Genomic DNA, 20,816 nt, shown 5'->3' on the forward strand with positions numbered 1-20,816 from the left:
TGCGCCGCGCTCAGGCGGCATCGGTATGCGCACGTTCCCGCTTTTCCTCAGCGGGCGTCTGTTTCTTCTTCAGGGCCGACAGCCACCGCAGGGCCGGAACGGCCACGCCGAAGGCCACGGCCACCGCCGTCCCGATCCGCACCGAGGCGCCGATCTCACCGGCCCAGCGGGTGGCGGGGCTGTCGAAATCCAGTCCGATGTGGACGCTGGGGTCCGGGACGCGGACCAGCTCCTCCAGGGCGGGCATGATATTGTACATGGCCCCGCTGGCCCAGCCGTAGACTTCCGCCCCGGCGGCGGGGTCCTCCGCGGCGCCGATGGTGACGGAGACCGTCATGGGGTCCAGGCGGACGCTGCGCCGGGTGCGGCCCAGGGCCTTTTTCAGCGGCGGCCACATGGTCTGCGCCGCCTCTTTTACGTCCGCCGCCGTCACCTTGGGAAAGGCGGGCTTTTTCTCCTCTTTTTCCGATTTTTTCGGATGTTTCTCCCGCTTTTTTGCCTGCTGGGGCTTTTGACGGGGTTCTTTTTCCGGCTCCCCGGTCAGAGGAATGCGGAAGGGGCCCAAGGTCAGCACCGCTGCCGGCGGCGCCTCCCCGAAGCGCACCCGGACGCCGATCCGGGTACGGCAGATCAGCACCGCCAGTACGATCAGGATGCCCAAAATCCACAGCCAAATCACAGCGGCGCCTCCTTTCCATCCGCCGTGCCGCCGCTCAGGGCAGCTCCGGCTCTCCGGTCTCCTCTGCGGCGGGACCCGCGGTCTCCGGCGTATCGGCGCCGGTGATCTCCGCCAGCTCGGCGGGGTCCACGATCTCGCCGTTTTCGCTAATGCGCATCTGTCCCTCGCCGCCCAGGTCCGGCATCTCCGGCAGGTCGTCCAGGCTGTTCAAATGGAAGGCCCGCAGGAAGTTCCGGGTGGTCCGGTACAGGTGGGGCCGGCCCGGCACCTGGAGTCTGCCGCACTCCTCGATGAGCTTGCGCTCCAGCAGCAGTCCGATGGTATACGCGCTGTCCACGCCCCGGATCTGGTCCACGTAGGCCCGGGTGGTAGGCTGGTAGTAGGCGATGATGGTCAGCACCTCCAGCGCCGGCTGGCTCAGCCGGGCGGGCTTGCGGATCTCAAAGGCCTTGCGGATCACGTCGGCGTAGTCCGGGGCCGAGCACATCTGCCAGCTGTCCTCCATCCGCACCAGGCGCAGCCCGCGGCGCTCGTAGGCATAGGTGTCCATCAGCTTCTGGAGCACCTGCTCCACCGTGGGCCGGTCCAGGTCCAGGGCCACGCAGACCCGGTCCGTCTGTACCGGCTCGCCGGAGGCAAACAGGATGCCCTCGATGGCGGACTCCACTTCTCTCATTTCCACGGGGCGTCTCCCCTCCTCGTCAGAATTTCAGGTCCTCGGGCGCATCGCCGGCCTGGCGGACGGTACAGTCCGTCTCGGACCCGGCCAGGTGCAGCACGTGGGCCCGGCACAGCTCCAGCACCGCCAGGAAGGTGGCCACTACCTCGCTACGGCTCCGGTTGCCCCGGAACAGCAGCAAAAAGCGGGTGACGCCGTGGCGTTTGAGCCTTTGCAGGATCTCTTTCGCCTTGCTCTCCACGGGATAGGGCTCGTGGCGGACGATGGCCTGGAAGGCGGACTGGGGCGGCGGCAGGCGCCGCTCCGCCCGGTTCTGGATCTCCGCCATGGCCAGCACCAGGTCCGCCGGCTGCTGGTGGTATTCATAGATCTTGCCCCGCTCCACCGGCTCGGGGTCCCGGGTGAGGATGTTGCGGCCAAACTCCCCCATGGGAGCCAGGCGCGCGGCCATGGCCTTGATGCGGCCGTAGCTCTCGCTGCGGCGGCGCTCCTCCAGGGACTGGATCAGGGCGTCCATTTCGCTCTGGGCCTCCTGGTCCTCAATGGAGAGGAGCATCCGCGTCTTGATGTACACCAGATGGGAGGCCATGGTGACGAATTCGCTGGCCACCTCCAGGTCCATCTTCTGCCGCTGCTCCAGCCATTGGAGGTACTGGTCGCAGATCAGGGAGATGGAGATGTCCTGGATCTCCATTTTGTTCTTGCCCAACAGGAACAAAATCAGATCCAGGGGGCCCTCAAAGTCCTGCATCTCCTCTTCCCGGCCCCGGACCACTTTTTCCAGTTTGAATACGGGGTTTTCCAATCCAGTCACCTCAGCCAAAGATCAGCGTGACGAACACGCCGTAAACCGCCATCATGCCCCGGCTGATGATGCCGCCTCCCACGCCCAGGAAGGACAGCACCAGCAGCAACGCGAAGCCGTACCGCTCGTAGCGCAGCTGGACCCAGTACAGCCGGTCCGGCAGCAGCGCCCCCAGCACCTTGGACCCGTCCAGAGGCGGAATGGGGATCAGGTTGAACACCCCCAGGCCGATGGAAAGCGGCGCCAGGGTGTACAGCAGAAATTGCAGCAGCTGGTTCCAGCCTGCGGTGTCCGGAGAGTAAAGGTAGACCGCTTTTGCGGCCAGAAGAGCCAAAAACGCCAGCAGCAGATTGCTGACGGGCCCCGCCAGGGCGGTCAGCGCCATACCCCGCTTGGGGTGCTTGAAGTAACGGGGGTCCACCGGAACGGGCTTGGCCCAGCCGAAGCCCGCCATGAACATGAACAGCAGGCCGAACCAGTCGATATGGCGCAGCGGGTTCAGGCTGATCCGGTGGCGGCTCTTGGCAGTGGGATCCCCCAGAGCCAGGGCCGCCAGGCCGTGGCAGGTCTCATGGACCGTCAGACAAAGAAAAACCGCGGCCACCCGCAAGACCGCGTCCCACATAGAGGAAAAGTCCAGGGCCTGGAACAGTTGATGTAAATAATGCGACATGGCAGCTCCTGTCATCATAGCCTAAAAGATACGGTTATTATACCAGCTTCTCCCCTGCAATACAAGGAAAATCCCCGGATTTCTGACTGTGAAGTCCCGAAAGAGACAGGGCTGCCGTTACCGGCAGCCCTGTTCTCTCCATACTCTTGCTTATCAAAATCCCGAAAAAACCCCTCAAAAATAGGGGTGCTGATAGGGCGCCGGCTCCGGCCCGCAGTAGAGGCCGTAGGCGTCGCAGATCCAGTAGGACCCGTCGTCCATTTTGACCCGGCACCACTGGTGGCTCCACTGGTTCTCGTTGACGTGCTCGTAGGAGATGCCCAGGACGTTCAGGCACAGCCCCGTGGCCCGGGTGCAGCCTGCACAGGAGGACACACCCGCCACGAAGTAGCCGTAGGGATCGTTGTAGTGGGCCGTGGAGGTGGTATAGGATACCTTTCCGCTGTCCACCATCTGCCGCAGCGCTACGGCGATTCCGTAGAGCTGGTCCTCCCGGGGCAGGTCCGCCAGCGGCGTCACCAGCTCCACCGCCGCATTGTAGGCCGCCAGGAATTCCGCATCGGTGCACTTCTTTTTCAGGCTGGTCAGGTTTTGCAGCTTGTTCACCGCCACCGGCTGGAAGGGCGCCTTCTCCAGAGTGATGGCCTTGCGCAGGGTCGGGTCCGCCATGCGGCCGATGATGGCCGCCGCGGCGCCCCGGGTGATGTAGCTGAAGGGCGTGAAGGTACCGAGGGCGTCGTTTCCGGTGAGGACGCCGGCATCGTAGAGCCGGTACACCGCCTCAGCGTAGCCCGCCTCCTCCGGCACGTCGGGGATGGCGCCGTCCTCGATGTCGCTGATGACCGGCAGGGCCTCGTCCGGCAGGGCGCTGCCCAGGATCATGGCAAAGGCCGCCCGGCTCACGGGCACATCGTAGGCATCGTACTTCCAGAGGATGCCGTTGTCCGCCGCGTAGGTCAGATAGGACTGATACCAGGGATCGGCGGCGGCAAACTCCGCCCCGTCGCCCACATAGCCGCTGTGGAGACGGCAGGCCATGACGATGGCCTGGGCCACGGTGAGATTGCTCTCCGTGTCAAAGTAGGTGGCGGTCTTGCCGCCCATGATGCCGTACTCATAGGCGACCTGGACGTTGGCGGCGCACCAGAGATCGGCGGTCACGTCAGTGAACTGGCCCGGCGTGTAGGTGTTGACCTTTTTCAGGCTCCCCCCTGCCGCCAGGGCCGTGACGCCCAAAGACGCCGCCAGCACAGCCGCCAGCAGCAAAGAGACAAACTTTTTCATGAAATTCCCCCTCACATTCGTGCTCCGGACAGAGCCTGTCCGGGATCTGGCTCCATTGTAGCAGACTGGAAGATGTTGTCAATGGGAAGTTTCGCTTTCCGGAAGGATGGTCCGGGTATTGCTCTTTGCGTCCGGCGGGACGGGCGGGCGCAGGCTCCCTGCGGGGTGGATCCGTCCGCTGCCCCGAGATCTGCAGGCGGGCATCGAGAAGAAGGAAACGGAGCGGGCGCTTTCGCACCCGCTCCTGTCGGTTCTGTATGAGAGGCTCAGCCCTTCACCATGGAGGCGATCTCCTCGGCGAAGTTCTCCTGCTTCTTCTCGATGCCCTCGCCCTTCTCGAAGCGGACGGCGTCCTTGAAGGCGACGCTGCCGCCCAGCGCCTTGGCGGCGGAGGCGATATACTTCTCCACGGTCATGGAGTTGTCCTTGACGAACTCCTGCTGCAGCAGGCAGTTCTCGGCATAGAACTTGTTCAGCTTGCCCATGACGATCTTCTCGCGAACGGCCTCGGGCTTGCCGGCCATCTTGGGGTCGTTCTCCATCTGGACCATCATGATCTTCTTCTCCTCGTCCAGAACGTCCTGGCCCACCTGGCTCTTGTCCCAGAAACGGGGATTCAGAGCGGCGATCTGCATGGCGACATCCTTGCCGATCTCCTCCACCTTGTCGGCAGAGAGGTCGGTGGTCAGGTTCACCAGCACGCCGATCTTGCCGCCGGCGTGGACATAGGGAACGGAGATGCCGTCAGCGAAGCGGGCAAAACGGCGGACCTTGATGTTCTCGCCGATGACCAGGACCATCTCCTGCTGCTGCTGGGTGACGGTCAGGTCGGTGCCGTCGTACTTGCACTCCATCAGAGCGTCCAGGTCGGCGGGGTTGGCCTTGGCCACGGTGGCGGCCACGCCCTTGACGAAGTCCACGAACTTCTCGTTCTTGCCCACGAAGTCGGTCTCGGCGTTGACCTCGACCACGACGCCCACGCCGTCCACCACGGTGGCGTAAGCCATGCCCTCGGCAGCGATGCGGCCGGCCTTCTTGGCGGAGGCGGCCATGCCCTTCTCACGCAGCCACTCGATCGCCTTGTCCATATCGCCGTCGGAGGCGGTCAGAGCCTTCTTGCAGTCCATCATGCCCACGCCGGTCATCTCGCGCAGGTTCTTCACATCTGCGGCAGTAAAAGCCATTTTCGATTCCTCCATATATTTGGTGTCAGGCGTCCGCGCCTGATGAAAGCGTCTTGCTTACTGAGCGTCCTCAGCGGCGGCCTCGGCGGCCTCCTCGGTCTGCTCGCCCTGCTTGCCCTCCAGCACGGCGTTGGCCATGATGGAAGAGATCAGCTTGATGGCGCGGATGGCGTCATCGTTGCCGGGGATCACATAATCGATCTCGTCGGGATCGCAGTTGGTGTCGGCGATGGCGACCACGGGAATGCCCAGCTTGTGGGCCTCGGCGATGGCGTTGCGCTCCTTGCGGGTGTCCACGATGAACAGGGCGCCGGGCAGCTTCTTCATGTCCTTCACGCCGCCCAGGTACTTCTCCAGCTTGGCAATCTCGCCCAGGTGCTTCATGACTTCCTTCTTGGGCAGCATGTCGAAGGTGCCGTCGGTCTGCATGGTCTTGAGCTGGTTCAGGCGGTCCACGCGGGTGCGCATGGTCTTGAAGTTGGTCATCATGCCGCCCAGCCAGCGGGCGTTGACGAAGTACTGGCCGCAGCGGGTGGCCTCCTCGCGGATGGCGTCCTGGGCCTGCTTCTTGGTGCCCACGAACAGCAGGGACTGGCCGCTCTCAGACAACTGACGGACGAAGTTGTAGGCCTCCTCCAGCTTGCGGACGGTCTTCTGCAGGTCGACAATGTAGATGCCGTTGCGCTCGGTGTAGATATAGGGAGCCATCTTGGGGTTCCAACGACGGGTCTGGTGACCGAAGTGGACGCCCGCCTCCAGCAGGGCCTTCATGGATACGACGCTAGAATTTGCCATAGTGTTTTGTTCCTCCAAATCTGATTTAGTTGTTACCTCTAGCCGTTTCCTCCCCTCTGCCAACCCGGTCGGGGCACAGACAGAGAGTCCGCGGCTATGCGGAATGCTGAAATATAATACCACAAGGATGGACCGGATGCAAGTATTTTTTCCCAAAACTCTTGTAAAAAATCCTGGATAAAACGGCGTTTTTCCCGCCCCTGCGGCCAGGGATCGGCGGCGAGCGCGGAAAAGGACCGGAGCGCACTCCGGTCCTCCCTGTCCCGCCTCCCTAAAACCGCCGCCTGCGGCGCTCCGGCGGAGGCGGCGGCCCCCGCTGGATGGGCTTGTCGATGAGGATGATGTCGTCCCCGATCCGCTGGATGCACTCCCAGGGGATGTAATACTCCTCCCTGGGGCCGAAGAGGCCGAAAAAGCGGCAGGGGCCGTAGACCACCACAGCCACTACCTGGCCCTCCGGCACCCGTACCTCCACGTCCGACACGCACCCAAGGCGGCAGCCGTCGCAGATGTTGATGACCTCCTTGCAGCGGAGGTCCCGGAGTCTGCACTGCATCGCCGCACCCCCTTCCCTTCTCCATGGATATGCGGCGGCGGGGCCGTCCCAGTACCGCGCCCCTTGTCCCGGAATGTGACAAAAGCTCCCAGTATAGGAAACCGCGCCGCGGCCCATACTCACCAGTAAAGTCTCAGGTGCTGAGGAGGCCGCGAATTGATGCAGGGAAAAGTGGAGATCGCCGGAGTCAACACCGCAAAGCTGAAAGTGCTGAAAAACGACGAGACCATGGCGCTGCTGCGCCGGGTAAAAGAAGGGGATCAGAGCGCCCGGCAGGAGCTGATCGAGGGGAACCTCCGGCTGGTGCTGTCGGTGATCCAGCGGTTTTCCAGCCGGGGTGAGAACGCCGACGATCTGTTCCAGGTGGGCTGCGTGGGGCTCATCAAGGCCATCGACAACTTTGACATCAGCCAGCCGGTGCGCTTTTCCACCTACGGCGTGCCCATGATCATCGGTGAGATCCGCCGGTATCTCCGGGACAACAGCGCCATCCGGGTCTCCCGCTCCATGCGGGACACCGCCTACCGCATCCTCCAGGTCCGGGACCGCTTCCTCACGGAGAACCAGCGGGAGCCCACCGTGGAGCAGATCGCCAAGGAGCTGAACATCCCCCGGGAGGAGGTGGTGTTCGCCATGGATGCCATCGTGGACCCGGTGTCCCTCTACGAGCCGGTGTACTCCGACGGCGGCGACGCCATCTGCGTGATGGACCAGGTCAGCGACAACCGCAACAACGATGAGAACTGGACGGACCTGATCGCTCTGAAGGAGGCGCTGAAAAAGCTGGACGACCGGGAGCGGCGCATCCTCTCCCTGCGCTTCTACGAGGGCAAGACCCAGATGGAGGTCAGCGCCGAGGTGGGCATCTCCCAGGCCCAGGTGAGCCGCCTGGAAAAGGGCGCCATCAACACCATCAAGAAGCACCTTTGAGGCCGGTCCGAAGGGGCTTTGCGCCTGTACGGCCCGGCTCCCGCCCGCAGGAACCATTTGACCTCTCCCGCTCCTTTGTAGTACACTGAGCATGAATTGAGACAGCAAACTGCAAAGGAGCGTTTTGATGGACCTGGAAAAATTGAAAGAATTCCGCAACTCCAACAATCCATACGCCGCCCTGCTGGGTATCCGGGTGGAGGAGATCGGCCAAGGCACCGCCCGGGTGTCGCTGCGCCTGGAGGATAAGCACTTCAATCCCGTGGGCGTGCCCCACGGCGGTGTGTACTTCTCCATGGCGGATACCGCCTGCGGCTCCGCCATGGCCTCCCACGGCTACTACGCCGTCACCGTCAACGCAAGCTACGACTTCCTCCGCAGCGGCCGCGCCGGGGACACGCTGACCGCTGTGGCTGCGGAGGTCAAGGGCGGCCGGACCCTCTGTGTCTACGGCGTGCGCATCACCAACCAGGAGGGCACCCTGCTGGGCACCGGGACCTTCACCTTCTATAAACTGGACCGGGAGATCGAGCTGTAAGCGGACAAAAGAACGCGGAGCGCTGTGCGCTCCGCGTTTTTTATCACTTCTTGAACCCGTCCTTGAGGCTGACGCTGCGGTTGAACACCAGGTGCTCCGGAGAGGAGTCCTTGCTGTCCAGGCAGAAATAGCCCAGCCGCATGAACTGGAAGCTGGCGGGAGCCACGGCATCAGCCAGACAGGCCTCCACCTTGCAGCCGGAGAGGACTTCCAAGGAGTTGGGGTTCAGACACTCCATAAAGTCCTTGTCCGCCCCGTCCGGGTCCGGATCGGTGAACAGGTTGTCGTACAGCCGGACCTCCGCGTCCACGGCGGTGGCGGCGTCCACCCAGTGGAGCGTCGCTCCCTTGACCTTGCGGCCGTCGGCGGGATCGCCGCCGCGGCTTTCAGGATCGTAGGTTGCCAGGACCTCGGTCACATTGCCGTCCTCATCCTTGACGCAGCCGGTGCAGGTGATGAGGTACGCGCCCTTGAGGCGGCACTCCGGCCCGCCGGGGAACAGGCGCTTGTACTTGGGCACCGGGGTCTCCAGAAAGTCATCGGCCTCGATCCACAGGTGACCGGAGAAGGCCACCTCCCGGGTACCGGCCTCCGGATCCACGGGGTTATTCTCCACGGTGACGGTCTCCGTCTTTCCCTCGGGGTAGTTGGTGATGGTGAGCTTGATGGGCCGGGTAACGGCCATCACACGCCGGGCGGTGGCGTTCAGATCCTCCCGCAGGCAATGCTCCAGGAAGGCGTACTCCACCACGTTGCTGGACTTGGTGACGCCCGCCTGCTCACAGAAATTCCGGATGGAACGGGGCGTGTAGCCCCGGCGGCGCAGGCCGCAGAGGGTGGGCATCCGGGGGTCGTCCCAGCCGGAGACCACGCCGTCCTCCACCAGGCGGCGGAGCTTGCGCTTACTCATGACCGTGTGGTCCAGCCCCAGCCGGGAGAACTCGATCTGACGGGGCTTGTGATAGGGGATGGAGAGATTGCTCACCACCCAGTCATACAGGGGGCGGTGGTTTTCAAATTCCAGGGAACAAAGAGAGTGGGTGATCCCCTCCAGAGCGTCCTCGATGGGATGGGCAAAGTCGTACATGGGATAGATGCACCACTTGGTCCCCTGCCGGTGGTGGGGCAGGTAATTGATCCGGTAGAGCACCGGGTCCCGCATGTTGAAATTGCCGCTGTTCAGGTCGATCTTGGCCCGCAGGGTCATGGCGCCCTCCGGGAACTCCCCGGCCCGCATCCGGCGGAACAGGTCCAGCGACTCCTCCACGGGCCGGTCCCGATAGGGGGAGGTAGCGGGCACGCCGATGGTGCCGCGGTTGGCCTTGAACTCCTCGGGGGAGAGCTGGCAGACATAGGCCAGTCCCTTGCGGATCAGTTCTTCGGCATACTGGTACATCTGCTCGAAATAGTCGGAGGCGTAATAGAACCGGTCCCCCCAGTCAAAGCCCAGCCAGTGGATGTCCTCCTGAATGGCCTCCACGAACTCCTCGTCCTCCTTGGTGGGGTTCGTGTCGTCCATCCGCAGGTTGCAAAGACCGCCGTATTTCTCAGCGGTGCCAAAATCGATGGTTAGGGCCTTGCAGTGGCCGATGTGCAGGTAGCCGTTGGGCTCCGGCGGGAAACGGGTGTGGACGGTCATGCCCTCATACTGTCCGCCGGGGCCGATGTCCTCCTCGATAAAGGTATGGATGAAGTTGCGTCCGCCCTCCGGAGTCTCCTCCGGGGCGATGGTGCGGTCCTCCGCCATGCGCTGTCAATCCCTTCCTGTTGAGATTTGGTCGTAGTCGTTTTATTATACCGGCTCCCGTCGCAAATTGCAAGAGGGACCGCTCACGACAGCAGCCAGTCCTCCACCACGTCCCGCAGCCCCGTCGGGGTCACGGCGCACCGGCGCAGCTTCTCCAGCAGGGCCAGGGCCCGGCTCTGGCTCACCGTGACGCCGCTGATGGCCTCCATCTGGCCGAAGCCCTCCAGCTGTACACCGTAGTTCTCCCCCAGGCCCTCCACCTCCTCCACCAGCAGGTGGTAGCGCACCGTCCCGCCGCCCAGGCGGCAGTCTCCCATGTACACGCTCCGCATGTCGTCTCCTCCCCTGTTCGCCTTGCAGGCAGATACACACAGGGCAGAGCATACCACCGGGACCTTGGGGGATTTTGTCGAATTTGTTCGATTATCGGAAATTATATTCCGTCCGCAGAGTCCTTCACGGCCATCAGCGCCAGGAAGGCGGAGCGGCCGTAGAGCAGGTTCAGCGCCTCCAACAATCCGTTGGCAGTCAGGTGCTCCGGCAGCTCCAGCCGCCGCAGCAGGGCCCGGCGCCGCTCGCCGCTGTCCGTGCCGCCGGTGAGACCCAGGGCGAAGAGGTCCGCCTTGGTGATGGGCGGCTCCGGCGGCGTCTGCTCCGCCGCCTCGTCCTCAAAGGTGGCGCCGCAGCGGCGCAGGGCCTCCAGCAGCACCTCGGGCCGCATGCCCTCCACACCCAGCTTCCCCTCCTTGCCGGGGCGGCGTTTACGGCGCTCCTTCCCGGCCACGTCGGGGATGTAGGCCTGCTTCACCCGGTCCTTCGGCAGCGCGCCCTTGAGGTAGTTGCGCAGCACGAACCCGGCGCCGTCGCTGTCGGTCAGGACGATGAGGCCCCGCTCCAGGGCCAGCCGCCGGAGAAAGGCCAGCTTCTCCCTATCGTTGAACACGGAGAAGCCCCCCAGGGTCACCACCGTGGCGTCCACCACCTGGGAGAGGGTGTTCTTGTCGTAGCGGCCCTCCACCACGATCACTTCCCGGATCTTCCTCATGTGCGCACCGCCCCCAGCCGCACCAGCAGCAGCTTCAGCTCGCCCACGCCGTCCAGGCCCTTCTCGCTCTTCATGCGCTTGTCCAGCACCTGGCACATCTTCACTGCGTCGGCGCACCAGGCGGTGGTGGTCCGGCGGGCGGCGCCCAGCAGGAGCTTGGCCTGGTAGTCGGACTTCATGCCCCAGAGCTCCATCAGCCACGCCCGGTCCTTGCCGCCGTCGATGGCAAGGCGCGCGGTGTACAGCCGCCGCAGCTGCCCACCCAGGGTAGCCAGGATCAAAATGGGCTCCGTCTGCATTTTCAAAAGGTCCCCCAGGATCTGCGCGGCCTTGTCGAAGTCCCGGCCGATCACCGCGTCGGACAGCTTGAACACCTCCGCCGACAGCACCGGGTCCGCCACCGCGTCCACGTCCGCCTGAGTGACGGCCTTTCCCTTGGCGTAGGCGGCGATCTTGGCGATCTCCGGCACCAGGCCCGTCATGAGCCCGCCGCACAGGAACACCAGATACTCCGCCGTCTGGCGGTCGATCTCCTTGTCCAGGGCCCGGAACCGCCGGGCGATCCAGGCCAGCAGGTCCCCGCTCTCCGCCGCCCGGAACTCCACCGCCTGGACGTGGTCAGCGATGGCCTTGCACAGGTGCTTCATGGTCCGGTCGGGCTTGTAGGCCACGGTGTCGTACACGAACACCACGCAGCAGTAGGGCGGCACGTCGCTGAGGAATTCCTCCAGCTGCTCCCGCTGCTCCTTGCCCAGCTTGAACAGGTCCATGTCCGTCACGGCGATCATGGTCCGCTGGGCCATCATGGGCATGGCCTCCGCCATTTCGCTCAGCTGCTGGACCGTCAGGTCCTTGCCCTCCAGGGCGTGGTAGTTGAACTCCTCCGCCCCGGCGGGGATCAGCACCTCCCGCAGCCGGCGCAGATAGTGCGCCCGCAGGTAGCTCTCCTCCCCGTAGAAAATATAGGCGCTGGCGGCGTCGCCCTCCGCCAGGTCCTGCTTCAGTTTCTGGAAAGCCGGGCTGGACCCGCTCTCCCTCTTTTTATAAGCCATGGTCGTCTCCTCGATTCCAGGATATCCGGACCGTGCCCTGCAGGTCCGTGCGGCAGATGGCGGCTCCCGCCGCGGTCAGCCGCCGCAGGGCCTCGGTGCTGGGGTGTCCGTAGCTGTTGCCGCCCACGCTGATGACCGCCACCTCCGGCTGCGCCGCCTCCAGCAGTTCTGCGGAGGTGGAATATTTGGACCCGTGATGGCCCGCCACCAGCACATCGGTGCCGGAGAGATCGTACGCCTCCGCCAGCCGCTGCTCCGCGGCGGCGCTCATATCACCGGTGAGCAGCAGTGCAAAGTCCCCGCAGTCCGCCCGCAGGGAAAGGCCCCGCTCGTTGTCGTCCTCCCCGGTCCCCACAGGCGGATACACCGTCAGCTCCGCCGCGCCCAGGGGCAGCGTCTGCGCCGCCGTCACATAGCGGACCGCGGTGCCGTGTTCCGCCGCCAGGGCCTCCGCCCAGGTCCGGGTGCCGCTGTCGTCCTCCGTGTCCGGCAGGTACAGCGTGTCCACCGCCACCCGGGACAGCAGCTCCTCGAGGCCGTTCACGTGGTCGGCGTCATAGTGGGTCAGCAGCAGATAGTCCAGCTTCCGGCAGCCCATGGAGGCCAGATAGTCCCCGGCGATGCCGCCGGCGCTGTACCAGCTGTTGCTGCTGCCGCAGTCCGCTAGGGCGTACATCCCCTCCGAGGCCAGCAGCACGCTCTGCCCCTGCCCCACGTCCAGCACCAGTGCCTCCAGATCGTTGACGTGGTAGGAGGCCTCCCCCAGCTTCACCGTGGCCGCCAGGGACACCGCCGCCAGGGCGGCGGCTGCCGCGTACCGGCGCTTCGGCCCGGACCGCATGGCCCAGGCGGCGCCGAAGAGTACATACACGTACCCCAGCCAGTATTTGAGGTAGGGGTTCGCCAGATACAGCGCGTGGTACGGCAGCCCCGCCAGAAAGCGGGCCACGGAGAGAATATACCACACCAGCACCCGGGGCGCCAGTGCCAAAATCGCCGCGGCCGCGGGACAGACGAAGGCCAGCACCGCCGCTGTCAGTCCCATGATGAACACCAGGCTGGCGGCCCAGAGGCACAGGAGGTTGCTCAAAGGCGACACCAGCACCAGATAGCCGAAATACCCGGCGCTGAGGGGCACCGTGAACATCAGCGCGCCCAGGGAGGCCGAAAAGCTGGCCGCCGTGAAGCGAAACACTCTGCCGCGCCTCTTTCCGCCCAGCAGCAGCCGGTACAGCCGCCCGGTCACCGCCAGGATGCCCGCCATGGCGGCAAAGGACAACTGGAGGCTGATGGAGGCCGCCGCAAAGGGGTTCACCAACAAAATACCCATCAGGGCGGCGCACAGTGACGTGATCCCATCCCCCTCCCGGCGGAACAGCGGTGCCGCCACCAGCAGGCTCAGCATCACGCAGGCCCGGACCACCGAAGGGCTGGCCCCGGTCAGCAGGGCGTAGAACACCAGCGCCGGAAGGGTCACGGCGGCCAGGAGCCGCCGCCGGTGCCGTCCCACCAGCAGCTCCCCCAGGGCCAGAAGGAAGCCGCAGTGAAGGCCAGACACTGCCAGGATGTGGTACAGCCCCGCCTCCGACAGGTCCGAGGACGCCGCCTCGGAGAGACCGCTTTTGTCCCCGGTGAGGATGGCGGTGAGGAAGGCGCCGGTGTCTCCCTGGCCCCAGAGGGCCGAGATCTGCCGCCGCAATGCCTCCCCGGCCCGGACGGGCCACCACCGGGGCGAGTCCATGGATCCCTCCCCCACCTCCGGCTCGCCCCGGTTGTAGGCCAGCAGGAACACGCCCTTGGAGGTAAACGTGGTGATGTCGTCGTCCCGGATCCGGGCGGCGCTGCTGAGCGCCGCCAGATCCGTCACGGTCTGGCCCGGCCGGAGGTCCAGCAGCGTCTCGTCGCCATAGTAGACGGCCCGGCCCAGGGGATACCCTGCCAGGCGCACCGTGACCTTGGCGCCGTAGTCTGTGGGGACGGCGTAGTCGCAGAGGGTCATGGTCACCACCTGCTCCGTCCCGGCCAGGGCCTCCAGAGGCGCCTGGACCTGCCGGATGTACAGCCAGTTCCACCCAAAGGCCATGGACAGGGCGCACAGGGCGATCAGGCCCCGCCTGCGGCTCGGCGACGGCAGAGCCAGGGCCAAAAGGGCCGCAGCAAAGCAGCCCGCCGCGGCAGGGATCTGCCACGCCGTGCCCGGCAGGTACTGCGCCAGAAAGATGCCCAGGGCGAAGGCCCCGGCGAACAGGGCCAGTTTTCTCATGGATGGTTTTTAATGGGCGGCGTGGGGTCGTCGGTGCGGCCCAGGAGATAGTCGGTGCTGACGTTGTAGAAGTCGGCCAGCTTGATTACTGCCCAGGTGGGGATCTCCCGGATCCCCTTTTCATAGCGCCAGTATACATTGCGGCCCATATTCAGGTATTCCGCAATCTCGATCTGCGTCTTGTCGTGATCGACGCGCAAATCCTCCAGTCGCTGAAAATGCATGGTATCACCTCAGAAAAATGCTACCAAACGGCAACATTCTTCTGCTGCATTTTCATCCATACGGATTCACATTATACATCATAGCATATGGGAGTGATAAATGCCATGTATTTTCATGCGTGGTCCTCACGCCGGGCGGGAGGCCGCGGGATCCCCGCGGGGGACCCGCCCCCATTTACAGCACCAGCGTGGTTCCCCCCGGCCGAAATAAGTTCGGCCGGGGCTGCGCTAAAAACTTGCCCCCGGCAAGTTTTCTTCACGCTGCGCCAGTCAAAAGAAAACCGCCGGGGCGGCAAAATACCCCGGCTGGGGCGTTTTGCCGGAATACGGGGGTCGTGCGAAGCGGTGCGGCGGGCGTTGATGGCCCCGTCGCCCCTGCGCCTTACTCTGGCAATCGAAAAGCCTGGTCCCCGCATAACGACTGCGGCAGAGGGACGGGGTGGAAAATCGCACTTGCCTCTGCCCCTCTTTCCGCGCGTTCCGCTTTGCTACGCGCTGGCCCGGCGGTCCCGCCGGCCTTGCGTCTTTCCCTGACGGTTGAAGGCTTCTGCTGCCGTATGGACCCTGCGGCGGTAGGACGCGGGTGCTTGTCGATTTGGCCTGCGTCTCTTTCCGCTGCCGCTGCCTGAGTGCTCACGGAGAGCACCGGAAGCGGCTCCATGCCTGGAACTGCGCTGCCGCTGGCCCGGTGCCGGTAAAAAGCCTGAGCGGCAGGCGGATATGGAAATCCGCCCCTACGGCAAACTGGGCAGCCAACTGCGCATCCCCGGCACCGGCAGGGCGGGCCCCATACATCCCACCGCAGCGTACTGCCCGCCTCTCATCAAATGCCAGGTGAGCGGCAGCGGAAAGCGGCGCTGGTCCATTCGTTTCCCGCCCCGTTGCCCTCCCAGGGGCGTTATGCGGAGACCAGGCTCTTCGTCCACCGAGGGATAGCGCAAGGTCGACGGGGCCATCGACACCCGCCGGACCGATTCGCACGACTCCCGCACTCACGAAAGGGCGGCCCGGATGGGCCGCCCTTTCGTTACAGCATCTTTTCTTTTGACCGCCCGCGGCCGTTTTCTTTTCGATGCCTCGAAAAGAAAATGGGGGCGGATTCCCCGCAGGAAGCCTGCGCCCCCCGGAGCCCCTCCGGCCAAAGCGCAGCCGGTCAGCCCGGAGGCCAGGTCATATCCCGACCGCTGAGCACGTGGAAATGCAGGTGGAACACGCTCTGCCCGGCCTGCTCACCGATGTTGGAGACCACCCGGTAGCTCTCCATCCCCTGCTCCTTGGCCAGCTTGGCGATGACCTCGAAGATGTGGGCCACCACGGCGCTGTTGTCCGCCGTTACCTCAGACACGGAGCCGATGTGGGCCTTGGGGATCACCAGGAAATGGGTGGGCGCCTGGGGGGCGATGTCGTTAAAGGCGAAGCAGACCTCGTCCTCGTAGACCTTGCTGCTGGGGATCTCCCCGGCAATGATCTTGCAGAATAAGCAATCGGACATTGTACAAACCTCCTTCGTTGGGACGTTCAGATGAACTGATTATACACCGGATCGTACCGGTAGTCCAGTCCCGCCAGGGCCCGGCACAGATCCGCCTCGTCGGCGTCCAGATCGGCGCACAGGGCCGCCAGGCTGGGGTACTGGTCCCGGAGTTTTGTGTTTACATAACTCAGAAGAATACAGGGGTCATTGGGTAACATAGCCGTTCTCTTTCTGTAAAGGATTTTTCCTGTTCAGGCTTTCAGATGCCCAGCTTCTCCGCCACGAAATCGTCCACAGCAGCCAGCGCGTCGTCCTCGTCGGAGCAAAGTCCGCTCTGCTCCGGTCCCGCCTGCGGCGAGACCTGTGCCCGCTCCCTTGCTCCTCCTCTCCCCACCGGACCCGCTTCGCTGGGCTCCGGCGGGGGCCCCGCAAGCTGGACGCCGCGATACAGCCTGGAATCCTGCGTCGCTCAGATGCCCAGCTTCTCCGCCACAAAGTCGTCCACGACTGCCAGCGCGTCGTCCAGCTTGAGGAGGTCAGATCCGCCGCCCATGGCGCTGTCGGGCTTGCCGCCTCCCTTGCCGCCGCAGACGGCGCAGACGGTCTTGACCAGGTCGCCGGCCTTGACGCCCCGGGCCACGGCCTCCTTGCCGCAGACGGCCAGGAAGGTGATCTTGCCGCCGTTGACGGAGGACAGCACGGCCACCACGCCGGCCTCCTTGTCCCGCAGGAAGTCGCCCATCTGGCGCAGGGCACCCGCGTCCATGCCGTCCCGGTGGACGGTCAGGACTTTGAGGCCGCCCACGTCCTTGGCGGCGGTCAGGAACTGACGGGCCTCGCCCAGAGACGCCTCGGCCTTGAACTTCTCCAGGGCCTGACGGGTGGACTTCAGCTCCGCGGCCTGCTGCTCGGCCTTGGCGGCCAGCTCGCCGGGGCTGGTCTTGAACACCTGGGCCGCCCGGAACAGCAGCTCCTGGTTGTGGTTCATGACCTCCAGGCTCAGCTTGCCCACGGTGGCCTCGATCCGGCGGACGCCGGAGGCGATGGAACCCTCGGACTTGACGCGGAAGGTGCCGGCCTTGGCGGTGTTGTCCAGGTGGGTGCCGCCGCACAGCTCCATGGAGAAGTCGCCCATCTCCACCACGCGGACGGTCTCGCCGTACTTCTCGCCGAACACGGCCACGGCGCCCTTGGCCTTGGCCTCGTCGATGGGCAGCTCCTCGGTGACCACGGAGTAGCCCTCCAGGATGGCATCGTTGACCAGGCGGTCGATCTCCGTCAGCTGCTCGGGGGTGATGGCCTCGAAGTGGGTGAAGTCAAAGCGCAGACGGTCCGGCTCCACCAGGGAGCCCGCCTGGTGCACGTGGTCGCCCAGGACCTTCTTCAGCACGGCGTCCAGCAGGTGGGTGGCGCTGTGGGCCCGGCGGATGGCCTTGCGGCGCTCGGTGTCGATGGTGGCGGTGACGGTGTCGCCCACCTTCAGCACACCCTCGGTCACAAGACCGCTGTGGAGGAACTTGCCGCCCTTGTTCTTCTGGACGTCCTTCACCTCCAGCACGCCGCCGTCGCAGCGGATCACGCCGTGGTCGGCCACCTGGCCGCCCATTTCGGCGTAGAAGGGGGTCTGGTCCAGGACCAGCGTGGCCTCGGCACCGGCGGCCACCTCGTCCCGCAGCTCGCCCTCGGCCACGATGGCCAGGACCTTGCCCTGGGCCTCGTCGTGATCGTAGCCCAGGAAGGTGGTGGCGGGCATCTCCTTGCCGAACTCGATGCCGGCCCAGCCCAGGTCGCCCAGGGCCTCCCGGGCCTTCCGGGCGCGGACGCGCTGCTCCTCCATCATTTTGTCGAAGCCGTCGCGGTCCACGCTCATGCCGGCCTCCTGGGCCATCTCCACGGTCAGGTCCACGGGGAAGCCGTAGGTATCGTAGAGCTTGAAGGCGTCGGCGCCGGAGAACACGGTCTCCCCCGCCGCCTTGTGGGCGGCGAGCATCTCGTCGTAGATCTTCATGCCGCCGTCGATGGTGCGGGCAAAGTTCTCCTCCTCGGTGCGGATGACCTTGGTGATATAAGCCTGCTTCTCCCGCAGGTCGGGATAGGCGCACTCGTTCTCATGGATGACGGTGTCCACCACCTCGTAGAGGAAGGCGTGGTTGATGCCCAGGAGCTTGCCGTGGCGGGCAGCCCGGCGCAGCAGGCGGCGCAGCACGTAGCCCCGGCCCTCGTTGGAGGGCAGGACGCCGTCGCAGATCATGAACACGGCCGAGCGGATGTGGTCGGTGATGACCCGGAGGGAGACGTCCTTGGCGTGGGACTCACCATAGTGGGCGCCGGTGATCTCGCTGACTTTGTTGGTGATGTTCATGACGGTGTCCACATCGAACAGGGAGTTCACGTTCTGGCACACGCAGGCCAGGCGCTCCAGGCCCATGCCGGTGTCGATGTTCTTCTGCTTGAGCTCGGAGTAGTTGCCCTGGCCGTCGTTGTCGAACTGGGAAAAGACGTTGTTCCACACCTCGATATACCGGTCGCAGTCGCAGCCCACGGTGCAGCCGGGCTTGCCGCAGCCGTGCTCGGGGCCGCGGTCATAGTACACCTCGGAGCAGGGGCCGCAGGGGCCGGAGCCGTGCTCCCAGAAGTTGTCCTCCTTGCCGAAGCGGAAGATCCGCTCGGCGGGGATGCCGATGTCCTTGTTCCAGATCTCGAAGGCCTCGTCGTCATCCAGATAGATAGAGGGATACAGGCGGTCCTCCTCCAGGCCCACCACCTTGGTCAAAAACTCCCAGCAGAAGGGGATGGCCTCCTTCTTGAAGTAGTCGCCGAAGGAGAAGTTTCCCAGCATCTCAAAGTAGGTGCCGTGGCGGTCGGTCTTGCCGATATTCTCGATGTCGCCGGTGCGGATGCACTTCTGGCAGGTGCACACCCGGTGGCGGGGGGGCTCCTCCTCCCCGGTGAACCAGGTTTTCATGGGGGCCATGCCGGAGTTGATCAGCAGCAGGGACTTGTCGTTGGCCGGGGGGATCAGGGAAAAGCTGGGCAGACGCAGGTGGCCCTTGCTCTCAAAGTAGCTGAGGAACATCTCCCGCAGTTCGTTCAGCCCGTGGTAGGGATGTGACATATCGTTTCCTCCTAAAAATGATGAGATCGCATTCGGGAATTCTTCCGCGACGGGAAGGAAGGGTGTGTGCGGGGAACCCAGGAGGGGTTCCCTGCACGATCAAAGTCAAGGCTTTTTGCTGTGCGCCGCACAGCAAAAAGCCCCCGCCCCGGTTTAGGGGCGGAGGCGCAAGGCTTCCACGGTACCACCCTAATTATCCCCCTGACGGGGGCGTCTTAGCCATCCGGTAACGGGGATGAGCCGTCCCGCTCGTCGCGGGCCGCTCCGAAGTGGCTGCCGCAAGGCCTTGGCAAGGGGCTTGCACCGTCTCCCCTCTCGCTGACGCCGGTCTCCTGCGGCTGGCTTCGTCCTGGCATTTATCAGGTGAACGCACTTATTATATCCTTTTTTCTCCGTTTGTCAAGACGGTTTCCGGTCCGTTTCCCCCGGTTTCCCGCCGTTTCTCCGGCGCAGGACGCACCGGCCCGTAACGGCGCACTGGCCGCAGCCCACGCAGTGCATCACGCCGCTGCCCATCAGCGTCCGCCATACCCAGAAGGTCCCGCCCAGCACGATCGCCAGGATCAGCCACTGATACCATGCCATACCATACGCCCTCCTTTTGGATCATTTTACCATGAAAAAGGCGGCTCTGTCAGTGACATCTGCAACAGCCGCAGTCCAAAAAGGGGCAGCAGCGCCTCCGCCGGGGCGGGCAGGTCCGGCGGCAGCGGAAACTCCTGGGGCTCCACGGTGCCGCCGTCGGGCCGCAGCAGGGCTCGCTGAAGGCAGACCACCGGCTCGCTGAGGCTGGACAGCGTCAAGCTGTCCCGCTGGGACAGGCCGCAGGTCACCACCGTCTCCGCCCGGACGCGGGCCAGCACCGCCTCCGCCCGGTCCCCCGGCACCAGCAGCACACCGCAGTCCGCCCGCTCCAGGTCTCCGCAGCCCCGCTCCGTCAGGGCAAGCACGCTCCAGCGGCGCAGCGTCAGGTCCCGGGCCGACTCCGCCGCCAGGGCCCGGGGCGGCAGCAGCGGCCGCCAAAGCGCGGGACAGTGCCAAATGATCCCCTCCATGATAACACACCTCTCCGGCCTAGTGTCTGCGTCCGAAGGCCGTTCCATGCGTAAAATTTTGCTCGTCATTTTCGCTGCGGTGTGCTATACTGTTACATTGAGAGATCCCATCGGAGGTGAGGGCCATGAACTTCTGGGGCCATCTGCGGACGGTCCACCGCCACCGCGCGCTGGTGCGGAAGTACTGCTTCCGCCTGGGGCTTTACTGGCAGGGGCTGACCCACGACCTGTCCAAATACTCCCCGATGGAGTTCTGGGCCGGAGTGAAGTACTTCCAGGGGGACCACAGCCCCAACGACGCCCAGCGCCGGGCTTTCGGATACAGCGCCGCCTGGCTCCACCACAAGGGCCGCAACCGCCACCACTTCGAGTACTGGACCGATTACAGCCTCAAGGGCGAGGGCATCACCGGCGTGGAGATGCCGAAGCGGTACGTGGCGGAGATGTTCTGCGACCGGCTGGCGGCCAGCCGGGTGTACCGGGGCAAGGACTTTGACCCAGGCGACCCCTATAAGTTCTTCCAGCGGTCCATGCAAAAGCGCATCCTCATCGCCCCGGAGACGGCGGCGCTGCTGGAAACCATGCTGGTGAAGCTCCGTGACGAGGGCGAGGACGCCGCCTTCGATTACATCCGAAAAGAGGTGTTGGGCAGGCCGTAAGGCCCTTGCGGTACCGGATAAGAAAAGCAGGAGGACCTCAGGGTCCTCCTGCTTTTCTC

The 20,816-nt window shown here is 64.7% G+C and carries 23 protein-coding genes; 3 read left to right on the forward strand and 20 right to left on the reverse strand.

Annotation, left to right across the window (positions count from 1 at the left end):
• Positions 1-10: 10 nt before the first annotated feature.
• The 8 genes from ACVDHE_RS13655 to ACVDHE_RS13690 all read right to left on the reverse strand — a co-directional run bounded on the left by ACVDHE_RS13655 (position 11) and on the right by ACVDHE_RS13690 (position 6,655).
• Positions 11-679, reverse strand: a complete 669-nt coding sequence (locus ACVDHE_RS13655; RefSeq protein WP_458884863.1) for a DUF2953 domain-containing protein — start codon at positions 677-679, stop codon at positions 11-13.
• 34 nt (positions 680-713) lie between these two features.
• Complete coding sequence (gene scpB / locus ACVDHE_RS13660; protein WP_249539375.1) at positions 714-1,355, reverse strand: SMC-Scp complex subunit ScpB; 642 nt, start codon at positions 1,353-1,355, stop codon at positions 714-716.
• Positions 1,356-1,380: 25 nt separating this feature from the next.
• On the reverse strand, positions 1,381-2,163 hold the full coding sequence (locus tag ACVDHE_RS13665) for a segregation and condensation protein A (protein ID WP_213039774.1): 783 nt from the start codon (positions 2,161-2,163) through the stop codon (positions 1,381-1,383).
• Positions 2,164-2,173: 10 nt separating this feature from the next.
• Complete coding sequence (locus ACVDHE_RS13670) at positions 2,174-2,836, reverse strand: site-2 protease family protein (RefSeq protein ID WP_213038544.1); 663 nt, start codon at positions 2,834-2,836, stop codon at positions 2,174-2,176.
• A gap of 174 nt (positions 2,837-3,010) precedes the next feature.
• The gene (locus tag ACVDHE_RS13675; protein WP_458884864.1) at positions 3,011-4,120 is read right to left on the reverse strand and encodes an S-layer homology domain-containing protein; all 1,110 of its coding nucleotides are present in this window, start codon (positions 4,118-4,120) and stop codon (positions 3,011-3,013) included.
• 266 nt (positions 4,121-4,386) lie between these two features.
• Positions 4,387-5,304 (reverse strand): translation elongation factor Ts, encoded by a 918-nt coding sequence (gene tsf, locus ACVDHE_RS13680; protein WP_325227571.1) that lies wholly within the window; start codon positions 5,302-5,304, stop codon positions 4,387-4,389.
• Between the two features lie 57 nt (positions 5,305-5,361).
• Positions 5,362-6,099, reverse strand: a complete 738-nt coding sequence (gene rpsB / locus ACVDHE_RS13685) for a 30S ribosomal protein S2 (protein WP_325284951.1) — start codon at positions 6,097-6,099, stop codon at positions 5,362-5,364.
• Positions 6,100-6,370: 271 nt separating this feature from the next.
• Complete coding sequence (locus ACVDHE_RS13690) at positions 6,371-6,655, reverse strand: YlmC/YmxH family sporulation protein (RefSeq protein ID WP_213038548.1); 285 nt, start codon at positions 6,653-6,655, stop codon at positions 6,371-6,373.
• Positions 6,656-6,814: 159 nt separating this feature from the next.
• Between ACVDHE_RS13690 and sigG the strand changes: the two genes are divergently transcribed.
• Positions 6,815-7,585, forward strand: a complete 771-nt coding sequence (gene sigG, locus ACVDHE_RS13695) for an RNA polymerase sporulation sigma factor SigG (RefSeq protein WP_325225327.1) — start codon at positions 6,815-6,817, stop codon at positions 7,583-7,585.
• 127 nt (positions 7,586-7,712) lie between these two features.
• Positions 7,713-8,123, forward strand: coding sequence for a PaaI family thioesterase (locus ACVDHE_RS13700; RefSeq protein WP_458884865.1), 411 nt, complete (start codon positions 7,713-7,715; stop codon positions 8,121-8,123).
• A 43-nt stretch (positions 8,124-8,166) separates the two neighbouring features.
• On the opposite strand, the gene ACVDHE_RS13705 is transcribed toward ACVDHE_RS13700, so the two are convergent.
• The 12 genes from ACVDHE_RS13705 to ACVDHE_RS13760 all read right to left on the reverse strand — a co-directional run bounded on the left by ACVDHE_RS13705 (position 8,167) and on the right by ACVDHE_RS13760 (position 20,098).
• Positions 8,167-9,870, reverse strand: a complete 1,704-nt coding sequence (locus ACVDHE_RS13705; protein WP_325225325.1) for a glutamine--tRNA ligase/YqeY domain fusion protein — start codon at positions 9,868-9,870, stop codon at positions 8,167-8,169.
• Between the two features lie 83 nt (positions 9,871-9,953).
• The gene (locus ACVDHE_RS13710; protein ID WP_213038552.1) at positions 9,954-10,202 is read right to left on the reverse strand and encodes a DUF6514 family protein; all 249 of its coding nucleotides are present in this window, start codon (positions 10,200-10,202) and stop codon (positions 9,954-9,956) included.
• Between the two features lie 101 nt (positions 10,203-10,303).
• Complete coding sequence (locus ACVDHE_RS13715; protein ID WP_458884866.1) at positions 10,304-10,915, reverse strand: toprim domain-containing protein; 612 nt, start codon at positions 10,913-10,915, stop codon at positions 10,304-10,306.
• Entirely contained in the window at positions 10,912-11,967 is a 1,056-nt protein-coding gene (gene holA, locus ACVDHE_RS13720) for a DNA polymerase III subunit delta (RefSeq protein ID WP_458884867.1), read from the reverse strand. The genes ACVDHE_RS13715 and holA overlap by 4 nt, the downstream gene beginning before the upstream one ends.
• Positions 11,957-14,230 (reverse strand): DNA internalization-related competence protein ComEC/Rec2, encoded by a 2,274-nt coding sequence (locus tag ACVDHE_RS13725; RefSeq protein ID WP_458884868.1) that lies wholly within the window; start codon positions 14,228-14,230, stop codon positions 11,957-11,959. The genes holA and ACVDHE_RS13725 overlap by 11 nt, the downstream gene beginning before the upstream one ends.
• Positions 14,227-14,454, reverse strand: a complete 228-nt coding sequence (locus tag ACVDHE_RS13730) for a helix-turn-helix domain-containing protein (RefSeq protein ID WP_213038556.1) — start codon at positions 14,452-14,454, stop codon at positions 14,227-14,229. Before ACVDHE_RS13730 ends, ACVDHE_RS13725 begins: the two co-directional genes overlap by 4 nt.
• A gap of 1,153 nt (positions 14,455-15,607) precedes the next feature.
• Positions 15,608-15,946, reverse strand: a complete 339-nt coding sequence (locus tag ACVDHE_RS13735; RefSeq protein WP_213038558.1) for a histidine triad nucleotide-binding protein — start codon at positions 15,944-15,946, stop codon at positions 15,608-15,610.
• A 26-nt stretch (positions 15,947-15,972) separates the two neighbouring features.
• A complete protein-coding gene (locus ACVDHE_RS13740; protein ID WP_213038560.1) occupies positions 15,973-16,146 on the reverse strand; it encodes a DUF4250 domain-containing protein in 174 nt (57 codons plus the stop codon).
• 41 nt (positions 16,147-16,187) lie between these two features.
• Positions 16,188-16,322 carry a hypothetical protein gene (locus tag ACVDHE_RS13745; RefSeq protein WP_325225314.1) on the reverse strand — a complete coding sequence of 45 codons (135 nt, stop codon included), beginning with the start codon at positions 16,320-16,322 and terminating at the stop codon, positions 16,188-16,190.
• Between the two features lie 75 nt (positions 16,323-16,397).
• Entirely contained in the window at positions 16,398-19,043 is a 2,646-nt protein-coding gene (alaS, locus tag ACVDHE_RS13750) for an alanine--tRNA ligase (protein ID WP_458884869.1), read from the reverse strand.
• A gap of 399 nt (positions 19,044-19,442) precedes the next feature.
• Complete coding sequence (locus ACVDHE_RS13755; RefSeq protein ID WP_213038564.1) at positions 19,443-19,628, reverse strand: hypothetical protein; 186 nt, start codon at positions 19,626-19,628, stop codon at positions 19,443-19,445.
• Positions 19,629-19,654: 26 nt separating this feature from the next.
• Complete coding sequence (locus ACVDHE_RS13760; protein WP_458884870.1) at positions 19,655-20,098, reverse strand: hypothetical protein; 444 nt, start codon at positions 20,096-20,098, stop codon at positions 19,655-19,657.
• Between the two features lie 125 nt (positions 20,099-20,223).
• On the opposite strand from ACVDHE_RS13760, the gene ACVDHE_RS13765 reads away from it, so the two are divergent.
• The gene (locus tag ACVDHE_RS13765; protein WP_458884871.1) at positions 20,224-20,757 is read left to right on the forward strand and encodes a DUF5662 family protein; all 534 of its coding nucleotides are present in this window, start codon (positions 20,224-20,226) and stop codon (positions 20,755-20,757) included.
• The last annotated feature ends 59 nt before the right edge of the window (positions 20,758-20,816 follow it).

The sequence above is a fragment of the Dysosmobacter sp. Phy genome, assembly GCF_054476235.1.